The organism is Nitratireductor sp. OM-1, from assembly GCF_003296175.1.
GTDB classification, from domain to species: Bacteria; Pseudomonadota; Alphaproteobacteria; order Rhizobiales; family Rhizobiaceae; genus Nitratireductor; species Nitratireductor aquimarinus.
In genome coordinates, this window is the sequence record NZ_CP029208.1 from 1,755,101 (window position 1) to 1,775,945 (window position 20,845).

Genomic DNA, 20,845 nt, shown 5'->3' on the forward strand with positions numbered 1-20,845 from the left:
CGGGGCGTTCTCACTTGCTCTAGAATGCGACCCGGTCGCCTCCCTTGAGGCCCAGCAGGTCGCGCGCCTCGGCAGGAGAGGCGATCTCCAGCGAGAGGGCCTCCAGAACGGTTCGGATGCGTTTTACCTGATCCGCATTGGAGCGCGCCAGTTCGCCGCGTCCATTGTACAGGCTGTCTTCCAGCCCGACACGCACATTGCCGCCCATGGCTGCCGACATGGTGATCATCGGCATCTGGTGCCGGCCGGCGGCCAGAACCGAGAAGCTGTAATCGTCGCCAAAAAGCTTGTCGGCAATGCGCTTCATGTGCGTGAGGTTTTCCGGGTCCGGGCCAATGCCGCCCAGCACGCCGAACACGAACTGGATGAAGAGGTGGCCGGAGACCAGCCCGCGATCGCGGAAATAGGCCAGCGAATAGAGGTGGCCGACATCGTAGCACTCGAACTCGAACCGGGTGCCGCAGCCCTGTCCGAGCCGGGTCAGGATGTTCTCCATGTCGGCGAAAGTGTTCTGGAAGATGGAGCTGCGCGTCGCCTCAAGAAGCTGCGGCTCCCATTCGTGCTGCCAGTCGGTCTTCTTTTCCAGCGCCGGAAAGAGGCCGAAATTCATCGAGCCCATGTTGAGCGAGCACATTTCGGGCTCGGCGCGCAGGGCTGCGGCGATGCGGTCTTCCAGCTTCATCAGCGAGGAGCCGCCGGTGGAGATGTTCACCACCGCATCGGTTGACTGCTTGATGCGCGGGAGAAACTGCATGAACAGCGCCGGATCGGCGGAGGGACGGCCATCCTCGGGATCGCGGGCATGCAGATGCAGGATCGACGCGCCGGCCTCTGCCGCCGCGATGGCCTCGGAGGCGATCTGGTCAGGCGTGATCGGCAGATGGGGCGACATGGAGGGCGTGTGCACGGAGCCGGTGACCGCGCAGGTCACGACGACCTTGCGGTTTGGCTTTTTCTTCATGCCATCGGTCTTTGTGTCTTTGGTCATGGTGCAGCTCAGCGGTTGACGGGAAGATCGAGTTCGGCGGCCAGTGCTTCGAGCGTGTCGCCCAGAATGGCCGTGATGGACCCGATTTCTTCGCGTGTGACGATCATGGGCGGGCAGACGAGGAAGTGATCGCCCTCGACCCCGCCACGCGTGCGCCTGGAATAGATGATGAGCCCGCGCTCATAGGCCATGTCGACCATGCGCTGATGCGCGTTGAGCTCCTTGGGCAGGGGCTTCATCGTTTCCCGGTCGGAGACGAATTCGGCAGCGAGCAGAAGCCCCTTGCCGCGCACATCGCCAATGAAGGGGAAGCGCTCGGAGAGGCGTTCAAGCTCGCCCTTCAGCACCTCGCCCATCCGGGCTGCATTGTCGATCAGGCCGAGACGGTCGATCTCGTTGAGCACCGCGACACCGGCCGCACAGGCGAGCGGATTGCCCGCATAGGTGAAACCGTGCTGGAAACCGCCGGCATCGAGAACAGGCTTCACGAGGCGGGAGGGAGCGGCCATCGCGCCAAGCGGACAATAGCCGGAGGCAAAGCCCTTGGAGAGCGCGATCAGGTCCGGCTTGCAGTTCCAGTGGTCGCCACCGAGGAATTTGCCCGTCCGCCCCACGCCGCTCATCACCTCGTCATGGATGAGGAGAATGCCGTAGCGGTCGCAGATCTCGCGGATGCGCGGGAAATAGCTGTCCGGCGCAACCAGCGCGCCGGTCGAAGCGCCGCCGATGGGCTCCATGATGAAGGCGAGCACGCTTTCCGGGCCTTCGGCCAGAATCTTCTCTTCCAGCATGTCGGCATATTTGATGCCGCGCTGCTCCATCGTGAGATTGTCACGGTCGAGATAGGCGGTGGGAGCCGGGATTTTCGGCATCTCGCGCATCATCGGCGAGAACGGGTCGCTGAGCGCCGCATAGCCGGTCACGCCAAGCGCGCCCAGCGTTCCGCCATGATAGGAGGGGAAGCGCGAGATCACTTTCCAGCGTTCGCTCTGGCCCACGGCAAGCGCCCACTGGCGGGCAAGCTTGATGCAGGATTCCACCGCTTCGGAACCACCGGAAACGAAGAAGATGCGGTCCATGCCTTCCGGCAGGCGCTCCGCCGCCATGCGGGCCAGGTCTTCCGCCGGCTCGTTCTCGAAATGCAGGCGATAGGCGAAGGTCACGCGGTCCATCTGGCGCTTCATCGCGTCGAGCACGTTGCGGTTGCCGTGGCCGATATTGACGACCATTGCGCCGCTCGACCCGTCGATCATCCGGCGGCCTTCCTGATCCCACAGATAGATGCCCTCGGCGCGGTCCACCAGCGGCCGGCGCAGGCGCGAATGGTAGAAGAGGTGAGACGGGGGGCGTTGTGTCGAAGTTTCATTCTGCATGGCGTGTCTCGCTCAGCGGGAGAGGTAACGGTCGAGGACATTCGATGTGACGCGCTCGACCATCGCGTCACCGCGTTTCAGCGCGGCCACCCATTCGCAGCTTCCGGCGTGGAACACCTCGCCACGGCCGCGCGGGAAATTGACGATCATGCCCGAGCCGCGCTTGATGCGGTTCACGGCCTCGTCGGACTGGTTGCCGACCAGCGTTTCGGCGACGAATTTTGCGTCGGCATCGGAGAGAAACTGGTCGTCGGCGGGAATGTCGGCGCTCTCCTCCTTGAGGGAGGACATGCCGAGCGCCAGGATTTCGAGCCCTTCGGGCGCGCCGGAATCTTCCGTTGGTTCCGGCAGACCGCCGCGGATCACATAGTCGAGACCGTCCACTTCATAGCCGAAGGCGTGACCATCCGCGCCCAGCAGGTCGCCGTAATAGATGCCGGTTCCGGCGAAGGCCCAGTGCTCGGGCCGGTAGACCGGGAACCCGCGCACGCCGCGCGGCGCGCAGCCGCCCCAGCCCACATAAAGGCCGCGCAGGGCGTTGAGGCCGAATGTCCCTGCGGCTGGCCGTCCGGTCTCTTCAGCTTCCCAGCAGCCGGAGGTGCGGCGCCTGTCTTCCGACTGGTAGACCGGGTCTTCAGCGCGGGCGCGGTATTTGTAGCAGACCTGCTTCTTGCCATCGTCTTCAAGCCGCGTCTGCCACATGAAGTTGCCGGCGAAACGGGCAGCCCTGCCGCCATTCTCGACATAGTTGTCGACAGCGTCGCGCATTTCCCATGTCCAGTATTCGTCATGGCCGACGAAGACCACGCAGTCATAGCCGTCGAGGATTTCCGGCGTGAAGTGCAGCTCGTGCTGGCTCGCCAGATCGACCGCGTAGCCGGCGCGTTCCGCCCAGCGGAAGAAATGGCTGTCATAGCTCGCCCAGCCTGCGGAGGCGTATTTCTTGGAATAGCCATTGGCATAGGCCCATTCCATGTGCGGATAGCGCGGGGGTGCAGCCGGCGGGGTGTAGATCTCCAGCGGCACGCGTGGCGCACTCTCCGGCAGAACTGCGAAGCCACGGCAGAACGGGCGCTCGGTGCTGACCATGGGCGCATACTGGTTGCGTCCGGGGCCGGTGATGCCCTGATAGTGGTTGGAGCCGCCCCAGGTGTTGTAGGCGGTCCAGGTGCCGGTGGCGGCGACCTGCAGGACGCGGCCGGGCTTGCGACCGGCAAGCGGGCGCACGATGAACACATGGTGGCAGGTGACGGGGTTGCCGTCGCGGCCCTCTGCCGTCAGCGTGATGCGATAAGCGCCCGACGGCCAGTCCTCACCGATGCGGAACGCGTGGGAGACGGACCAGCCGCAACCGATGACGGAGCACTGGTCGGGCGTGTCCTGCCAGGCGGCGGCAAGGCCGTCCTGCGACAGGACAGGGGTTTCGGTAGCGCCGTCGCGCACGATCTCCAGCCGGTATCGGGAAGCGGTCGCGCTGACATGCAGGTTGACCGTCGCGCCCGGCGGATAGGCATAGGCGTCGGTGTAGCACCAGATTTCGCCGCGTGCGCCGTCCATGCCGGGAATTTCGTAATAGTGGCCCAGAACCGCCTCGCGGCGTTGCTCTGGCGTCAGCCCGAAATCGGGAAACTCGGTTTCGATGATATGCATGGTCTCAGGCGGCAAGATACTTCTTGAGGAAGGAGCGGGTGCGCTCCTGCTTGGGGGCGGTGAAGATCTCGCCGGGCGGGCCTTCCTCCACCACGACGCCGCCATCCATGAACAGGACGCGGTCGGCGACCTCGCCGGCAAAGCGCATTTCATGGGTGACGATCAGCATGGTCATGTGCTCGGCGGCGAGCTGCTTCATCACCATGTTCACCTCGTCGACCAGCTCGGGATCGAGCGCGGAGGTGGCTTCATCGAAGAGCATCACCTTGGGCTGCATGGCCAGCGCGCGGGCGATGGCCACGCGCTGCTTCTGGCCGCCCGACAGGCGGGAAGGATAGGCGTCGATCTTGTCGGCGAGGCCGACCTTGGAAAGAAGCTCCAGCGTGAGTTCGCGCGCTGCGGCCTTGCTCATCCCCTTGAGGATGATCGGACCCATGGCGATGTTGTCGTGCACGGTGAGGTGCGGGAACAGGTTGAAGTGCTGGAACACCATGCCCATCTGCTGGCGCACCGCATTGATGTGGCGCTCGAAGGCGCGTCCGGTGAGCGGCTGGTTGACCTGAACGCCATCGAGCCAGACCTCGCCGCCATTGAGCGTTTCAAGGTGGTTGATGGAACGCAGGAGCGTGCTCTTGCCGGAGCCGCTGGGGCCGATGATGGCGACGATCTGGCCGCGCTCGACGGAAAGGTCGATGCCTTTCAGAACCTCGAAGGAGCCATAGGCCTTGCGGGCGTCCTTGACCTCGACCATGGGGTTGCGGGTGCTCATCGAGAGACCTCCACTTTCTTTTCGACCTGCCGCAGGCCAGCTTCCAGAACGAGGTTCAGGATGTAGTAGAGCGCGGCGGCCGTGATGTAGAATTCGAACGGACGGAAGGTTTCGCTGATGGCGAGCTGGGCGGCGTGGACCAGTTCGGCGATGCCGATGACCGAGACCAGCGAGGATTCCTTCAAGAGGGCGATCATGTTGTTGCCGATGGGCGGCGCGGTGTTGCGCACGGCCTGCGGGATGACGACATAGCGCAGCGTCTGCCAGCGGCCGAAGCCGATGCTGCGCGCGCCCTCGGACTGCCCGGGATCGACGGCGGTGATGCCGGCGCGCAGAATGTCCGCATTGTAGACGGCGAAGTGCAGGCCAAGACCGATGATGCCGGCGCCAAGTGCGGGAATGTCGATGCCGATCTGCACGAGGCCGAAATAGATCAGGAAGAGCTGCAGGAGCAGCGGCGTGCCCATGAACAGCCACATGAAGAAGCGCACGGGATAGGCGATGACGGCCGGAGCGTAGAGCACGGCGACGGCAAACAGAATGCCGCTGAAGAAGCTCAGTATGGACGATGTGACGGTGAGAACGATGGTCCACCAGACACCCATCCACAGGAGGCCGAGATAGGGAGTGACGACGCTGAAATCCAAACCTTGCATGGGTCGCTCCCTCAGCTCAGCGCGTAGCGGCGGTCGAGCAGGTCGACGACACGCGCAACGGCATAAACGATGATCATGTAGAGAAGGGCGGCGACGCCGAAGATCTCGAACGGCTTGTAGGTGGAACCGATGAAGCGCTGTGCGGTGTAGGTGAGTTCCACCACGGAGATGGTCGAGACCAGGGCGGAGCCCTTCACCAGCGCGACCGTGTTGACGCCGAGCGGGCGGATCATCAGACGGGCGGCCTGCGGCAGAACCACCTTGCGCATGGTCTGCGCCCGGCCGAAGCCGATGGTGCGCGCGGCTTCCGTCTGGCCCTTGTCCACGGAGAGGATCGCGCCACGGATCGATTCAGCCATATAGGCGCCGATGTTGAGGCCAAGACCGATGACGCCGGCGGCAAAGGCGTCGAGATGGATGCCGATCTGCGGACCGCCGAAATAGAGAATGAAGAGCTGGATCAGGCAGGGCGTGCCGCGAAAGATGCTGACATAGACCGTGCCGATCGTGCGAATGATGCGCGAGCGCGACAGTTTGGCGGCGGCGGCAAGCGAACCGGCGGCAAGGCCGAGAACGAGCGCCAGCGCGGAAATCTGAACGGTGACCAGTGCGGCTTCCAGAAAGAACGGGAAGACGCGCACCATCAGGGAGAAATCCATACGGAAGCTCCGGAAAGGGGCAGGCGGGGCGACCGGCGCTGGAACGCGCCGGCCGGATGGTCATTGCGGGATCAGCGGATGTCGCTGCCGACCCATTCCATCGAGATCTTCTCGTAGGTGCCGTCTTCCATCATCGCGTCGAGCGCTTCCTGCATGGCGGCTTTCAGCTCGGGGCTGTTCTTGCGGATGGCGATGCCGATGGCCACTGCGCCGCCCTCGATGTCCGGGGTCTCGAGCATGCGCACCTTGTCGCCGGTTTCCTTCACGGCCACGCGCACGGGGATGTTGTCGACGACAATGGCGTCGATGCGGCCGGACTTCAGCTCAAGCAGCAGCTCGGGCAGGCCCTTGTAGGTACGGATGTCCCAACCGCCCTTTTCGCGCGCCCACTTCTCATGGGTCTCGCCGAGCGTTACGCCGAGGGTCTTGTCCTTCAGATCGTCAAGCGCCTGAACCTCGGAATCTTCCATCACGAACACGGCGCGGCCGGCATGGTAGTACGGGCCGACAAAGTCTACGACCTTCTCGCGCTCCGGCGTGATGGTCATGGAGCCGACGATGGTGTCGTATTTGCTGGCCAGAAGGCCGGCGATGATGCCGTCCCAGGCGGTGGTGACGATCTCGCCCTCGACGCCCAGACGCTTTGCGATTTCCATGCCGATGGACGCATCGAAGCCAACCACCTGGTTCTGGTCGTTGACGAAGTTGAAGGGCGGGTACTGGCCCGACATGGCGATTTTCATCTCGCCGGCTTCCTTGATCGCTTCCAGTTCGTTGGCCCCGGCGGAAAACGCGCCAAACGAGGCGGCGAGGCCGAGCGAGACGGCCATCAGGCGAGACAGAATCTTGGTCATGAGATTGGGTTCCTCCGTTCCTCTGGGTGAATGCTGTTCTGATTTTTTGCAGGTCATTCGCGTTCATGATTGCGTTTGCCAATGCATTACGCAAATAGATAATGGGAATAGAAGTCATAGATTTGGTGAATGATGAATCAGCGCACCGACAGGCTCGTCTGGGACCTCGACTGGAACCTTCTGCGCACCTTTGTGGTGATCGCCGAGGTGAAGAGCATCACCGGCGCGGCCGACCAGCTGAACCTCAAACAGCCCTCAGTGAGCAACGCGCTGAAGCGGCTGGAAGACCGCATCGGACGGCGGCTGGTCGAGCGCGACGCAACGCGCTTCGAACTGACCGAGGTGGGCGAGCTCCTCTACGAGCAGAGCATTGAGGCGTTCGGCGCGATCTCGCAGCTGCCGCTCCTGATGCGCGGCATCAGCGACGAGGTGACGGGGCATGTGACCATCGCGCTCGCAAGCCATGTGGAATCGCCCCTGTTCGACCGCGCGCTTGCGGAATTTCACAAAAACTATCCGCGCGCCAGCATCACGCTGAACGTGTTAACGAGCATCGATGTGGCCAGGCAGGTGCGCGAGCGGCGCGCCTCGTTCGGCATCTGCCTTGTCAGCCAGCGCGACCCGGCGCTGGATTACACGATGGTCTATCGCGAGTTCTTCGGTTTCTTTTGCGGCCCTGAACACCGGCTGTTCGGCCATCACGGGCTGAAGCTTTCCGATCTGAAGGGCGAGACCTCCGTGTCCTTCCATACGGACCATATTTCGGATTCGCTGCGTCCGGTGGCGCTGTTGCGCAGCGAGGCCAAGCTGGACAGCAGCGTGGTTGGCGTTTCCTCAAGCCTTGAGGAGGTGCGGCGCATGATCCTTGCCGGGCTCGGCATCGGCCCGCTGCCGCTGCATGTGGCGCGGCGCGACGTCAATGACGGGTTGCTGTGGCGTCTGCCGCCCTATGACCGGCCGCCACAGATCGACATCTTCATGCTGACCAATCCGGAAAAGGCTCTGAACCGGGCGGAGAAGGCGTTGATCTCCGGGCTCCAGACACTGATCGCCGAAACCCCGTTCGAGGAACGCGTTTACGACCGCTGAGGCGTCAGTCCGAAGCGACGAGCAGCGCTTCGCCGCGGGCGCGCAGGCCGGTTTCGAGTTCCGCGGAGCGGCGTGCCTTGAGATCGAAGCGCACCGTGGTGGTGCGGTTCACGGCGCGCACGACGCCATCGATGCTGCCGGTCATGACCTGCTCGAAACTCACCGACGAGCGCCCCAGACGCGTCACATGGGAGTGGATCGTCAAAAGCGCGCCGGCTTCGGTCTCGTGCTTGTATTCGGTTTCGCTGCGCACATCGGCCCAGCCAAGGTCGTGGTTGTCGATGGCCTCGGGGCCGGCCAGGTGGCCGAGCAGCTGAAAGCTGGCGTCATCGAACATCGCCGCATAGTGGCGCACATTCATGTGCCCCATCGTGTCGCACATCCATGGATGCGCCACGCTGACGAGGGTTGTGAGCCGGGAAGGTGCCATGATGCGCCTCTTGGTCTGCGGGTGGTCGATTGACCGGTGCAATCTACGCGGCCTGACGCAATAGTCCACCAGGCGCACCTCGCATGTTGACGGGCTTTGCCCGGGTAAGGCAGGAATGGCGCTGGCGCGAAGTTGGGATGTCGCGCCGGAACTGGCGAAGTGGCGGGGCCTTGAGGGCTGCGCTATCGTGACAGGGGGAGGTTGATGCGCCGAGGAGGCGCGGCGATGCCGTGCGGCCTGGCCTCCCTGGGAGGAGAGCCTTTGCGCAGATTGTTACATTGCTGGGTGGTGTCGGCCTGCGTCTGGCTGTCGGGGGCGGCGTTTGCACAGGCCGCCGACACGGGGTGCCGGCTCCAGATCATCACCTCCTACCCCGAAAGCTTTTACCGGCCTTTTGTGGAGCGGTTCTCCAGCGATTATGGCCGCGCCTGCGTGACCAACAAGAACACGATCGCGCTTATGCGGCACATGCGTGAAGGTCGCCGCCCGGTCGCCGATGTGGTCTGGACAAGCTCGCCCGTTGCCTTTGCTGCGCTCGACGCCGACGGCCTGCTCGATCACCGGCCGGAGCTTTCTTCCGATCCGTCGCATTTCGGCGGGCTGGTGGTGGATGATGCAAGCGGCGCGCGTTTCGGCTTCGCGCTGTCGCAGATCGGCCTGATGTGGAAGCCCGATGGCGAGACGATAGGGCCAACCGCCGAGGTGGAGCTTCTGGCGCAGGACCGCTATCGCAACCGCATCGGCATGACATCGCCGGCGCGCAGCGGCACCACGCATCTGTTCGTGGAGACCGTTCTGCAGAACCAGGGCTGGGATGAAGGGTGGGCGCTCCTGTCGCGTATCGGAAGCAATCTGGCCACCGTCACGGCGCGCAGTTTCGGCGTGCGCGAGGGCATCGCCCGAAACCGGTTCGAGCTGGGCATTGGCATCGACTTTCTGGCCAAGGCGGCCAATGAAACGCAGCCGCCCATCGCCTTTGCGCCGCTGCGCGACAGTGCGGTCTTCCCGGCCAGTGTCGGCATTGCCCGCACCGGCGCGGAGAACCCGCTGGCGGTGGATTTTGTTGAGTTCCTGCGCTCCGACACGGGGCAGAACCTGCTCTTGCGCCCCGCCATTGCGCGCATCCCCGTCAATCCGGACCTCTGGGGGCAGGTGGGGTTCGAGCCTGAACACAGCGCAGGTGCGGCCTTCGATGCGGCCCTTGCCGCGCGCCGCCTTCCCATCGTCAATGCGCTGTTCGACGAGATGATCACCTATCGTTATCTGGAACTCGCCGAGATCCGGGCCGGCATCGACCGCCTCGTGGCGGCCCCGGAAGCCGTTGACGATCCGCAATTGCGCAATCTCATCGCCGAGGCGCGCGACCGGGTGGAGACCGTGCCGGTCGCCTCCTTCATGTCGGATGCCGCAGAGCTGATTTCGCAGCTCGAAGGAAGCGATCTGGTCGATCTTTCCGCCGATGGCGAAGGCACATTGCGGGACAGCTGGTCGCGCGACTTTTCAGGCCGCTTCAGCCGCGCCCGCGAACTGATCGCGCGCGGAGACGCCCGGCTGGCCGAACTCACATCCGGGCGCGCGCCGTGAACGGCCATTCCACCTCCCTGCGCAGCAAGCTTCTGGTCGCCATGGCGACGATTGCCGGCTTCGCCATCGTGGCGATGCTGGTGGCGAATTTCACGCTGGGCAATGTCGGCAACACCATTTCCAATCTGGCGTCGGACAATCTCAAGACGGCGGCGGCCAGCGCCCGGCTGGCCGAAATCGGTCAGGCCATTCGCGTCGATGTGCCCATGCTTGGCAGTGCGCGCACACGGTTCGAACGGGAATCCGCGCTGGAGCGGCTCGAGGACCATTTCGGGCACCTTCGCCAGCTTCTGGCGACGGGCATGGGAAAGGATGAGGCGTTCAGCGGGCTGGGCGGCGTTCTGGCCGAGGTGGAGGCCAATGTGCTGGCGCTCGACCGCAATGTGGCGCGGCGCTTCGTTCTCGCCAAGCAGCGGGAGGAGGAGACGGCGCGTCTCAACCGCCTGCACGGCGATTTTCTGCTGGAGGTCGATCCGCTTCTGGTGGACGCCAAGTTCAATGTGGAATCGGCGCTTGAGGCGCGGGCGGGCGAAGGCCTCGCCGACAATGCGCGGCGCAGTCTCGTCGAGCGCGAGGTGCGTCTGACGGAGGCGCTTGGCCGTCTGCACGCCAGCGCCAATCTGGCGGTGGGGATGATCCTGCGCGGCGCGAGCGAGACCGATTTCCGCCTGATCGAACAGTTGCAGGGGCGGCTTGCGGAAACGGTCGATGAGGGCAACGCCAATGCGGCGCTGATCGCGAGCAATGCAAGCGCCATCACGCTGCGCCAGATCTGGGACGACATCGCCCTGTTCGCCACCGAGCCCGACAACCTTCTGGATCGCCGGTTGAACGAAAGCGGGCTTCTGGCTGAAAGCGCGCAGTTGCAGGAAATGAACGCCTCGCTGCTTGAAGAGCTAGGCAATGTGGTTGCCGGTGCGGTGCGCGAAAGCGGCCTTCGGTCGAGCCTTGCGTCTGCGGAAATCAACGATGTCCTGTCGGGCTGGCGGGTGTTCAACGCGTTCAGCACCGCCATTCTTCTGCTCCTTCTGCTCGCCTTCTCCTACTTCTTCGTGCGCGGGCATCTGTTCCAGCGTCTGATGAAGGTGCTGGAGGCGATGGGGCGCATTGCGAGTGGTGAGAAGGGCATTCAGGTGGGCGTGTCGGGTTCCGACGAAATCGGCCAGCTTGCGGATGCGGTTCGCCTTTTCCGCGACAAATCCGAAGCGCTCGACCAGCGGGCGCGCGAGCTGCGGCAGGCCAATGTCAGCCTGACATCGGAGATCGAGCGGCGCAGACAGGTGGAGACCGAACTGCGCGAAACGCAGGCAGAACTGGTGCAGGCGGCAAAGCTTGCCGCGCTTGGGCAGCTTTCGGCGGGTATTGCGCATGAGTTCAACCAGCCGCTGACGGCGATGGGGTCCTATACGCACAATGCGCTGCGCTATCTGGAGCGCGGCGACATCGACAAGGGCAGGGAGAAGCTGGGCGACATCGAACGGCTGATCAAGCGGCTGGCGAAAACCTCCAATCATCTGAAGACCTTCGCCCGCAGGCCGCAGGATGTGCTGGTGCGCAACGATGTGACGGAGGTGGTCGCGAACGCGCTGACCCTGTTCAAGGAGCGGATCGAGCGGCAGGGGGTCGCGCTTGTCATGGAGCACCCGCCGCACCCGGTTCACGTGATGACGGAGCCGGCACTTCTGGAGCAGGTGCTCGTCAATCTCGTTTCCAATGCGCTCGACGCCACCGAGCCGGTTCACCCGGCACGGCTCACCATCCGCATCAGCGAGACCGAAATGCTGGCGCGCATCGAGGTGGAGGACAATGGCGAGGGCATTGCCGAGGGGCTTGAAGGAAAGCTGTTCGACCCGTTCTTCACGACAAAGCCGCCGGGCGAAGGGCTCGGGCTCGGCCTCTCCATATCGTACAATGTCATTCGCGATCTGGGTGGCCGTCTGGAACTGAAACGCAGGGAGGAAGGCGGCGTGATCGCAACCGTGGAGCTGTTCAAGACATGAATGCGATACCGGTAATTCTGGTGGATGACGACATGGAAATCCGTGACGCCTGGGCGGAGACGCTGGCGCTGGAGGTCTATGAACCGTTCACCTTCGCTGATGGGCGGGAGGCGCTGCGCGTGCTTGACCGGAACTGGCCGGGCGTCGTCGTCTCGGATCTCAGAATGCCCGGCATGGATGGCATTGCCCTTCTGGAGGCCGTTCAGGAGATCGACCGCGATATCCCCGTCATCATTATCACCGGTCATGGCGATGTGCCCATGGCGGTGTCGGCGGTGCGCAACGGCGCCTATGATTTCATCGAGAAGCCGGCGGAGCCGGAGGTGCTTCTGGCGGCGGTGGAACGCGGCGCCAGAATGCGCCAACTCATCCTTCAGAACCGCCAGCTGCTCAGCGGCGCGGGCGCGCCCTACGCGCTGGAAAAGCAGCTCATTGGCAACAGCGAGGCCATTCAGCGCTTGCGCAAGCGCATCGCCGCCGTTGCGCTGGCCGACGTCAACACCGTCATCTATGGCGAGACCGGGTCGGGCAAGGAAGTGGTGGCCAATGCGCTGCATTCGCTCGGCCAGCGCAGCGACGGCCCCTTTGTCGCGCTCAATTGCGGCGCGTTGCCGGACACGCTGATCGCCAGCGAACTGTTCGGCCACGAGCCGGGTGCCTTTACGGGGGCGGATCGCCGGCGCATCGGCAGGCTGGAACAGGCGAGCGGAGGAACGCTGTTTCTCGATGAGATTGAGAGCATGCCGCTTGCCCATCAGACCCAGCTTCTGCGCGCGCTCCAGTCGCAGACCATCACGCGGCTTGGCGGCAAGGACGAGATCGGCATCGATGTGCGGGTGGTCGCTGCCGCGAAGAAGGATCTCGAAGAGGCATCCGAGGAAGGCACGTTCCGCGCCGATCTCTACTATCGCATCGCCGTCGCGATGCTTTCCATTCCGCCGCTCAGGGAGCGCCCGGAAGATGTGCCGCTTCTTTTCATGCACTATGTACAGCAGGCGGGCCGGCGCATTCAGCGCGGCTTTGTCGAGCCGGACCAGAACCTGCTGGAAGAGCTGAGCCGGCGGCCATGGAAGGGCAATGTCCGCGAGCTGATCAATGTCGCAGAGCGTCATGCGCTGGGTATTGATGGCGAGACGCAGGGCAGCGCCATGGGCGGAGCGGAACCCGGCCTTGCCGACCAGCTTGACGCATTCGAAAAACGCGTTCTTGCCGCAGCCCTGCGCCGGACTGGCGGACGGGTGCAGATGGCCGCCGATCATCTGCGGATTCCGCGCAAGAAGCTCTATCTCAGAATGCAGCGCCACGGCCTCGTGCGGGAGGATTTCGTGGAGGATGAACGTGTCGAAAGTGACACGTGATTAAGGCGGATGGGTCAAAAGCGACCCGTTCGAAGGTCAGTCGCGCGTCCTGAATTTCCCATGAACATCAATGGATTGCCGAAAAATTCCGGCCAGCGCGCAAACTGGCACGCCGGTTGCTCCTGATTGTTCGCGATGAAAAAGATCGCGGTATATTTCTGGGAGGAATTTTATGCCTGACATCAAACGCAAGCCGTATCGCACGCTGGGACTGGGGGTCGCGGCAGCGGCCTTGCTGGCGGCGTCGCCGCTTTATGCGGCCGACGACAAGCTCGTCATCGTAACGTCCTTTCCCTCCGATCTGACGGATGTTTTCAAGACCGCCTTCATGAAGGAGAACCCCTCGATTGCCGTTGAGGTGGTGAACAAGAGCACGTCTTCGGGCGTGAAATATCTGATCGAGACGGCGCAGAACAACCAGTCCGACATTTTCTGGGCTTCTGCGCCGGATGCGTTCGAAGTGCTGAAGGGCGAAGAGCTTCTCGGCAGCTACTCCAAAGAGGTCGATGGCATCCCGGCCGATCTCAACGGCTATCCGATCAACGATCCGGACGGCCAGTATCTGGGCTTCGCCCTCTCGGGCTACGGCTTTATGTGGAACACCCGCTACATGGACGCCTACGAACTGCCCGCGCCGAAGGAATGGGACGACCTCGAAAAGCCGGTCTATCACGGCCATGTCGGCATTTCCTCGCCATCGCGTTCCGGCACCACGCACCTGACCATCGAGACCATTCTCCAGGGTGAAGGCTGGGAGGAAGGCTGGAAGACGCTGAAGGCGATTTCCGGCAATGCGAAGACGATCACCGAGCGCAGCTTCGGCGTGCCGGACGGCGTCAACAGCGGTTCGTTCGGCGTCGGCATCGTGATCGACTTCTTCGGGTTCTCGTCCAAGGCCTCCGGCTTCCCGGTCGAGTTCCATTATCCGAGCGTGACGGCGCTGGTGCCGGCCAATATCGGCGTTGTCGCCAATGCGCCCAATGAGGGGCCTGCGCAGAAGTTCATCGACTTCCTTCTGTCGGAAAAGGGCCAGGCACTGCTCTTCGATCCGAAGATCATGCGTCTGCCGGTGAACAAGAACGCCTATGCGGGCGCGCCGGAAGGTCTGCCCAACCCGTTCGACGGTTCGATCGAAACCAAGGTGAACTTCGACAGCGACGTGTCGGAGCAGCGCTACAATGTGATCAACTCGCTCTTCGACGTGATGATCACCTACCGGCTTGACGATCTGCGCAACGCCACGGCTGCCGTGCAGGCGGCGGACGCCGCGCTCGCCGAAGCCGGCTCCGGCAATGCCGAGGCCGCCAAGCTGATCGAGGAAGCAAAGGCCCTCATCAACGCGCTTCCGGTCTCCGCTGAAGAAGCCGCCGATCCGGACTTCAATGCGATCTTCACGGTGAAGCGCAAAGAGGCCGACACCAAGGTCGAAGGCCGCCAGGCCGAGATCGAGCAGCAGTGGGACGCCATGGTGGTCGAGAACTACCGCAAGGCCACTGAACTGGCCGAGAAGGCCAAGTCTCTGCTTTAGGTCGTCCGGCGTCCATTCGGACGCTCAAGGAACGATCTGATCCATTGATTGAGCATCGGGCCGCGACCGGTTCCCGGTCCGATGCTCCAGGGCCGGTTTGGCCATTCAAGATTTCCTGTTCCCACGGAGCATTTCCATGCCCACTGCAGCCCTTCGGCGGCCGGCGCTCAACGTGTCTGTCGGACCCTATCTGGCGGCTGGCATCGTCGTCCTGTTTCTCGGCGCATTTCTGGTTGTCCCGGTTCTGAAAGTCATCCAGGTCGCCTTTCAGGATCCCTCCAGCGGCGCGTTCACACTGGTGAATTTCCAGGACTTTTTCGCCAGCACGCTGTTTCGCCAGTCTTTCTACAATTCCGTCTATGTGGCGGGCATGTCGGTGGTCATCGCATCCGCCATCGCTCTGCCGCTGGCCTATTTCACCACGCGGTTCAACTTCTCCGGCTCGGTCATCATCCAGACACTGGCCTTCGTGCCGCTCATCATGCCGCCCTTCATCGGCGCGGTGGCGATGCAGCTTCTGTTTGGCGCGAATGGCAGCGTGAACCTGCTTTTGCGTGAATATTTCGGCATCACGATCCCCTTCATGAAGGGGCTGAACGGCGTCATTTTCGTGCAGAGCCTGCACTATTTCCCATTCATCCTGATCAATCTTTCGGCCAGCCTGCGCAACATCGACCGCTCCATGGAAGAAGCGGCCCAGATGCTTGGCTCCAGCGGCGTGCGCATGTTCCGGCGCATCGTGTTTCCGCTGGCCATGCCCGGCTATATCGCCGGCGCATCGCTGGTCTTCGTCAAGGTGTTCGACGATCTGGGCACGCCGCTTCTGCTCAACGTCAACACCATGCTCGCCCCGCAGGCCTATCTGCGCATCTCCTCGGTCGGCATCTCCGATCCGATGGGCTACGTGATCTCGTGCATCCTGATCGTGTTCTCGATCTTCGCCATGTGGGTGTCGTTCCTCGGCATGCGCGGCAAGGATTATTCGACCACGCAGAAGGGCGGTGGCGGACTTTCCAGGCGCGATCTCACACGGCGCGAGGCGGTGCTCTGCTACATCGTCGTTCTGTTGATCCTGGCGCTGGTTCTCGCGCCGCATCTGGGGCTCCTGCTTCTGTCCTTCGGCACGGTCTGGTCGTTTGGCGTCCTGCCCGACGGGTTTACGCTCGCGCACTATGAGACAGCGCTCACCTCGGCCTGGGGCTTCATCCAGAACACGCTTCTCTATGCCGGGCTCGCGGGCCTGATCGACATCATCATCGGCACGGCCATCGCCTATCTGGTTCTGCGCACAAACATCATCGGGCGCAAATGGCTGGACTATATGGCGGTCTCCGCACTCGCCGTTCCCGGCGTGGTGCTGGGTATTGGCTATCTGCGTGTCTATTACGGTGTGGAGATGCCGCTCACCGGCCAGCCTCTGGCAACCTGGTGGGGCATCATCGTGATCGCGCTCGCGGTCCGGCGTCTGCCCTATGCGCTGCGCTCATGCACCGCCGCGTTGCAGCAGATTTCACCGGCACTCGAAGAAGCGGCCGAGAACCTCGGCGCATCGAAACTGCGCACGGTCCGGCGTGTCGTCGTGCCGCTCATGGTGAGCGGTCTGGTGGCCGGTTTCGTGACCAGTTTCGCAACCGCAGCCGTGGAGCTTTCGGCGACGATCATGCTGGTTTCCAGCGAGAAAGACGCGCCGCTGGCCTACGGACTTTATCTTTTCATGCAATCGGCGGCAGGCCGCGGCCCCGGCGCAGCGCTGGGCATCATGGCGGTCGTGATCGTCGGGCTTGCGACCTACCTGTCGCATCGCCTGGTCGAGAACGCCCGCCGCAACCAGGCTGCCGCCAGCGCCCCAGGGGGAGGACATTGAGATGAACATGCCCATGAAATCCATGACGGGCGACGGCCCCGCTGAAACCGCAGACAAAGGCGCAGGCCGGGTGGAGCCGGTCGAGATCGACATTCGCAACGTCTCGCTTTCCTTTGGCAGGACGGAGGTGCTGAAAGGCATCGACCTGAAGATCGAGCCCGGCGAGTTCTTCGCCTTCCTCGGTCCCTCGGGCTCCGGCAAGTCCACATTGCTGCGCGCGATTGCCGGTTTCGGACCGACGCCCAGAGGGCAGATCCTGCTTGGCGGGCAGGATGTTGTCGGCACCGCGCCGTGGAAGCGCAATGTCGGCATGGTGTTCCAGAGCTACGCGCTCTGGCCCCACATGACGGTCGCGCGCAATGTCGCCTTCGGTCTTGATGAACGCCGTGTGCCGAAGGCGGAGACTGCAAAGCGCGTCAGTGCGGCGCTGGAGATGGTCGGCATGAGCCAGTATGCCGAGCGTTATCCCTCGCAGCTTTCCGGCGGCCAGCAGCAGCGTGTTGCGCTTGCCCGCACCATCGTCGTGGAGCCGCGTGTTCTGTTGCTCGATGAGCCGCTTTCCAATCTGGATGCGAATTTGCGCGTACAGATGCGGCAGGATCTCCTGAAACTGCAAAGGCGGCTCGGCATCACGACCATCTTTGTCACGCACGATCAGGAGGAGGCCAACACGATCTGCGATCGCATCGCGGTCATGGCCGATGGCGTCGTGCAGCAGGTGGGGCGGCCCGACGAGGTTTACGACACGCCGGCCAATGCCTTCGTGGCAAAATTCCTCGGCACGGCCAATGTGCTGGAAGGCGTGGTGGAACAGCGGACGGACGGAAACGCATTCGTGCTTCCGTCCGGCATCGCCATCCCCTGTGCGGCGGATGCAAGGGCCGGCGCCGGCAAGCTCGTTCTGCGGCCGCAGAGCATTTCGTTTGCGCAGAATGGGGACGGGAGCCTCACCGGCACGGTTCAATCCGCCGAGTTCCTTGGCGGCATGATCCGCTACGCGGTCGAGGTCTCCGGCCAGACGCTCCTCGTGGACGAAGTCCATAACCGTGGCAGCGGGCGGCGGCAGGCCGGTGAGGCGGTCAGCCTCGACGTGCGCCATCAGGAGGGCGTTCTGATCCATGACTGACGAGATGCTTGCCCGTGAAGCGGGTCATGCCGGTGACGCATGTGAGGCGTCGGGCCGGGAGCCCGGTCTTTATCCGCCCATCCTGCTCATCCGTCACGGGGAGACCCAGTGGAACCGGCAGGGGCGGTTGCAGGGGCGCAGGGACGCGCCCCTGACGCTCAATGGCATGCGGCAGTGTCTTGCCGTCGCCGCAACGGTCGATGCGCATATGCGAACCCTGCCCGGGGATGTGTGCTTCTGGGTCAGCCCATTGGGCCGCGCCCGGCAGACGGCGTCCATTCTGGCGGATTGCTGGCAGATCGGCTTTGACCGTTTCATCGAAGCGCCCGACATCGCCGAGCGCGCCTATGGCGCCTGGGAAGGAAACACGCTCAGTGACGTGGAGACCGACCGGCCCGAGGAATTCAGACAGCATGCAGCCGATCCATGGGGCTACCGGGTGCCCGGGGGCGAAAGCAAGGATGAGCTTTTCGCGCGGATTGAAGGCTGGCTCGATGGGCTCGACCGTCATCAGGCGCATGTGGTCGTCACCCATAGCGGCTGCTTTCGCGCCATCCGCGCCCTGTGCACGGGCGCATCGCGCGCGGCGACGGAAGCCTATCGCGAGCCGCAGACCACAGCTTTCCTGCTTCAGTCGGGCAGTGAGCGGGAAGTCGCACCGCCGACGGCGCTGCTACAGGCTTTCGGCGTTGGCGGCTCCGGCCGCACGGTGGAAATCTGAGCCTTGAAGCCGGGCCGGATCTGAAGTCCGGCCCGGCGCGCAATCGCGTGTCCGGGGACGGAAAACCGGTTCCCACTTTCCTGAGACTTCTCTAGTGAACGCCGGCCACGCCGCGCCTCCAGTAGGACACGACCAGATGCTGCCGGTTGGGCAGGCGCAGCTCCTTGCGCAAATGACTGCGGATGGATTTGAAGGCGGAGAACTCGCATCCAGCCCAGACGAAGAGATCGGGGTCGTCTCCCTTGATATCCAGAGCTTTTGCCGCCTCAACCAGAAGCGTCGTCGTTCCAGCCTCTGCATAGCCGCGCACGAGCCATTCCAGATCGAGTGTCGCGCGGGTGGAAAGCAGCTGCTTCTCCTCCTCACTGGCGATCTCGATGCGCACGATGGCGTTCGTCTCCTTCGGCAGTCCCTCCAGAATGCGGCCGATGGCGGGCAGGGCGGTTTCATCGCCCAGAAGCACCAGCGTGGCGGTGTGCGGGGCTTCGCCGCCGCCCGGTCCTGTCATGCCGACGATATCGCCCGGCTTTGCACGCGCCGCCCAGCCTGCGCCGGGATAGGCGTCGCCCTCATGGAGAACCATGTCCACGTCGATCAGCCCGGCGGCCACGTCAATCGTGCGGATCGTGTAAACGCGTGCGACCGGGCGGTTTTCATCGTCGGGCCAGACGGCGTCGCCATTCCTGCCGATCTGCGGCCAAGAAGGGGAGGCGCTGCCGGCGGGCGGAAACAGAAGCCGCATGTGAAGCCCGTTGCGGGAGAACCGTTCCAGATCCTCACCGGCAAGCCGGACACGCCGCATGGAGGGCGTGATGTGTTGCGTGGAGACCACCTGCATCTTGCGGAAATAGGGGAGCAGCATGCCGGGCCTGTTGTCGCTGTCCCATGGAAGCTCAATGCCCTTTTCGAGCGATTGCAGGCGGTGGCTGATGCTGAGCTGCAGATAGGCAAGCGACGTACGGTCATCCGCATCGAGGCTGATATCAAGGCCCGATGCCTGCGTCTCGACGGCGATGCGGCCGAATGTGTGCGCGAGCCGCATGCCCTGCGTCGTCTCTTCGAGAGGCTCTGCGCCCATACCCTTGATCAGCGCATCCGTTAATCGCGAACCGGCCATCTGCGGGAGACGCAACTGCGCGCGAAAAGAACCTGGCATCGTCATGAATGCACCCTGCTGCAACCGTTGAAATTAAACTTGAGTCTTATAGTCTAATTTATGATTGTTGCAATCGTCGCCGCAGGGCTTTTGCCTGAGGCGGGGCATCCATGGACGGGCGTTCTGCGCCCATCCGGAAAACTATGTTGTCGCCTGTGAAGCGGTTTTGCGGGCGTTGTCGATTGTTTCGACCTGCCTGCTTTCACGCATCATCAGAACTGCGCCCACCAGAAAGCCCGTGGCTCCAAGGAACAGATGGATGTTGGCAACATCCGCGATCCAGCCCGGTTCAGGCCCTCTGGGCACAAAGGCCAAAACGCCGGCGGTCAGAAAGAAGATGCAGCCCAACAGGTTGGAAAAGGCGATCCACCAGTCGATGTCGCGCGAGCTGTATGACCAGTAGCCATGGCTGATTTCCATGAAGGCCAGATAGCCGGAGATCATGAACAGGATGGAGCCGACAATGCCGGGCAGCCAGATGGTCAGGTCCTGCGCATACCAGCCCGGCAGCGGATGGATGGCGTCGAGCGTGTTGAAGTTGAAGGCAATGGTGCCGACGAACTGCGTGATCGTGCTCAGCCAGCCCAGATTGCCCGGCCGCCAGCCGATCACCCGGAAAGGCTGCGGAGCAGCCCGCGCCTTGGGAGGTGCGTCGTCGGGCGCATTTGCGGCCTGCAGGTTCTGCATGAAGGCAGCGGTGGTGAAGGGGATGGACCCCAGAAAGAAGACGAGGCCGATCTGCCAGTTCGCCAGCGAGGTATGCACGAGGGAGAGCGCCGCGCCGAGCATGAAAAGCGAAGCGCCACAGGCGAAGATGAGACCCATCCACCAATTGTAGGCGGGTTGCCGCCAGGCAGGCGCATCATCGTGCTGCAGGAAGCGGATCAGCCCCTTGCGCCGCTCACGCGATTTCAGAACGATGTGCTGGCCGTGCAGCACGAAACTGCGCAATGTGATGAAAGGCCAGGGGCCACGAGCGTGCGTGGCCCCCTTGTTCTCGGTATCAGACAGCGTGCTCATCGCGTGTCCCGGTTGGAGGG

General features: G+C 63.4%; 18 protein-coding genes. 8 read left to right on the forward strand and 10 right to left on the reverse strand.

The genetic code is table 11. From position 1 onward, the window contains the following. Positions 1-19: 19 nt before the first annotated feature. From DEJ54_RS08285 to DEJ54_RS08315, 7 genes are all read right to left on the reverse strand, one after another. Positions 20-988 (reverse strand): 3-keto-5-aminohexanoate cleavage protein, encoded by a 969-nt coding sequence (locus DEJ54_RS08285; protein WP_162742241.1) that lies wholly within the window; start codon positions 986-988, stop codon positions 20-22. 8 nt (positions 989-996) lie between these two features. Then, positions 997-2,361, reverse strand: a complete 1,365-nt coding sequence (locus DEJ54_RS08290) for an aspartate aminotransferase family protein (protein ID WP_113154149.1) — start codon at positions 2,359-2,361, stop codon at positions 997-999. 12 nt (positions 2,362-2,373) lie between these two features. Next, entirely contained in the window at positions 2,374-4,011 is a 1,638-nt protein-coding gene (locus DEJ54_RS08295; protein WP_113156168.1) for a N,N-dimethylformamidase beta subunit family domain-containing protein, read from the reverse strand. Between the two features lie 4 nt (positions 4,012-4,015). Continuing rightward, entirely contained in the window at positions 4,016-4,780 is a 765-nt protein-coding gene (locus tag DEJ54_RS08300) for an amino acid ABC transporter ATP-binding protein (RefSeq protein WP_007008957.1), read from the reverse strand. Beyond that, positions 4,777-5,436, reverse strand: a complete 660-nt coding sequence (locus tag DEJ54_RS08305; protein ID WP_065815904.1) for an amino acid ABC transporter permease — start codon at positions 5,434-5,436, stop codon at positions 4,777-4,779. Before DEJ54_RS08305 ends, DEJ54_RS08300 begins: the two co-directional genes overlap by 4 nt. Before the next feature lie 11 nt (positions 5,437-5,447). Beyond that, positions 5,448-6,095 (reverse strand): amino acid ABC transporter permease, encoded by a 648-nt coding sequence (locus DEJ54_RS08310; protein ID WP_113154150.1) that lies wholly within the window; start codon positions 6,093-6,095, stop codon positions 5,448-5,450. Between the two features lie 71 nt (positions 6,096-6,166). Next, positions 6,167-6,949 carry an ABC transporter substrate-binding protein gene (locus DEJ54_RS08315; protein WP_113154151.1) on the reverse strand — a complete coding sequence of 261 codons (783 nt, stop codon included), beginning with the start codon at positions 6,947-6,949 and terminating at the stop codon, positions 6,167-6,169. A 129-nt stretch (positions 6,950-7,078) separates the two neighbouring features. On the opposite strand from DEJ54_RS08315, the gene DEJ54_RS08320 reads away from it, so the two are divergent. Next, positions 7,079-8,038, forward strand: a complete 960-nt coding sequence (locus DEJ54_RS08320; protein ID WP_113154152.1) for a LysR family transcriptional regulator — start codon at positions 7,079-7,081, stop codon at positions 8,036-8,038. A 4-nt stretch (positions 8,039-8,042) separates the two neighbouring features. Here the strand turns inward: DEJ54_RS08320 and DEJ54_RS08325 are convergent, their stop codons facing one another. After that, on the reverse strand, positions 8,043-8,468 hold the full coding sequence (locus DEJ54_RS08325; protein WP_113154153.1) for a thioesterase family protein: 426 nt from the start codon (positions 8,466-8,468) through the stop codon (positions 8,043-8,045). 261 nt (positions 8,469-8,729) lie between these two features. Here DEJ54_RS08325 and DEJ54_RS08330 point away from each other — a divergent pair, with 261 nt between their 5' ends. From DEJ54_RS08330 to DEJ54_RS08360, 7 genes are all read left to right on the forward strand, one after another. Beyond that, positions 8,730-10,052 carry an ABC transporter substrate-binding protein gene (locus DEJ54_RS08330; protein WP_245447750.1) on the forward strand — a complete coding sequence of 441 codons (1,323 nt, stop codon included), beginning with the start codon at positions 8,730-8,732 and terminating at the stop codon, positions 10,050-10,052. Further along, a complete protein-coding gene (locus DEJ54_RS08335) occupies positions 10,049-12,052 on the forward strand; it encodes an ATP-binding protein (protein ID WP_113154155.1) in 2,004 nt (667 codons plus the stop codon). Before DEJ54_RS08330 ends, DEJ54_RS08335 begins: the two co-directional genes overlap by 4 nt. Then, on the forward strand, positions 12,049-13,410 hold the full coding sequence (locus tag DEJ54_RS08340; protein ID WP_113154156.1) for a sigma-54 dependent transcriptional regulator: 1,362 nt from the start codon (positions 12,049-12,051) through the stop codon (positions 13,408-13,410). Before DEJ54_RS08335 ends, DEJ54_RS08340 begins: the two co-directional genes overlap by 4 nt. A 172-nt stretch (positions 13,411-13,582) precedes the next feature. After that, a complete protein-coding gene (locus DEJ54_RS08345; protein ID WP_204360865.1) occupies positions 13,583-14,938 on the forward strand; it encodes an extracellular solute-binding protein in 1,356 nt (451 codons plus the stop codon). Positions 14,939-15,074: 136 nt separating this feature from the next. Next, positions 15,075-16,802, forward strand: a complete 1,728-nt coding sequence (locus DEJ54_RS08350) for an iron ABC transporter permease (protein WP_113154157.1) — start codon at positions 15,075-15,077, stop codon at positions 16,800-16,802. 1 nt (position 16,803) lies between these two features. Beyond that, positions 16,804-17,928 carry an ABC transporter ATP-binding protein gene (locus DEJ54_RS08355; RefSeq protein WP_113154158.1) on the forward strand — a complete coding sequence of 375 codons (1,125 nt, stop codon included), beginning with the start codon at positions 16,804-16,806 and terminating at the stop codon, positions 17,926-17,928. Beyond that, the gene (locus DEJ54_RS08360) at positions 17,921-18,649 is read left to right on the forward strand and encodes a histidine phosphatase family protein (protein ID WP_245447752.1); all 729 of its coding nucleotides are present in this window, start codon (positions 17,921-17,923) and stop codon (positions 18,647-18,649) included. The genes DEJ54_RS08355 and DEJ54_RS08360 overlap by 8 nt, the downstream gene beginning before the upstream one ends. Before the next feature lie 91 nt (positions 18,650-18,740). On the opposite strand, the gene DEJ54_RS08365 is transcribed toward DEJ54_RS08360, so the two are convergent. Continuing rightward, positions 18,741-19,811 (reverse strand): siderophore-interacting protein, encoded by a 1,071-nt coding sequence (locus tag DEJ54_RS08365; RefSeq protein ID WP_113154159.1) that lies wholly within the window; start codon positions 19,809-19,811, stop codon positions 18,741-18,743. A 135-nt stretch (positions 19,812-19,946) separates the two neighbouring features. Then, on the reverse strand, positions 19,947-20,825 hold the full coding sequence (locus tag DEJ54_RS08370) for a hypothetical protein (protein ID WP_113154160.1): 879 nt from the start codon (positions 20,823-20,825) through the stop codon (positions 19,947-19,949). Positions 20,826-20,845: the final 20 nt, after the last annotated feature.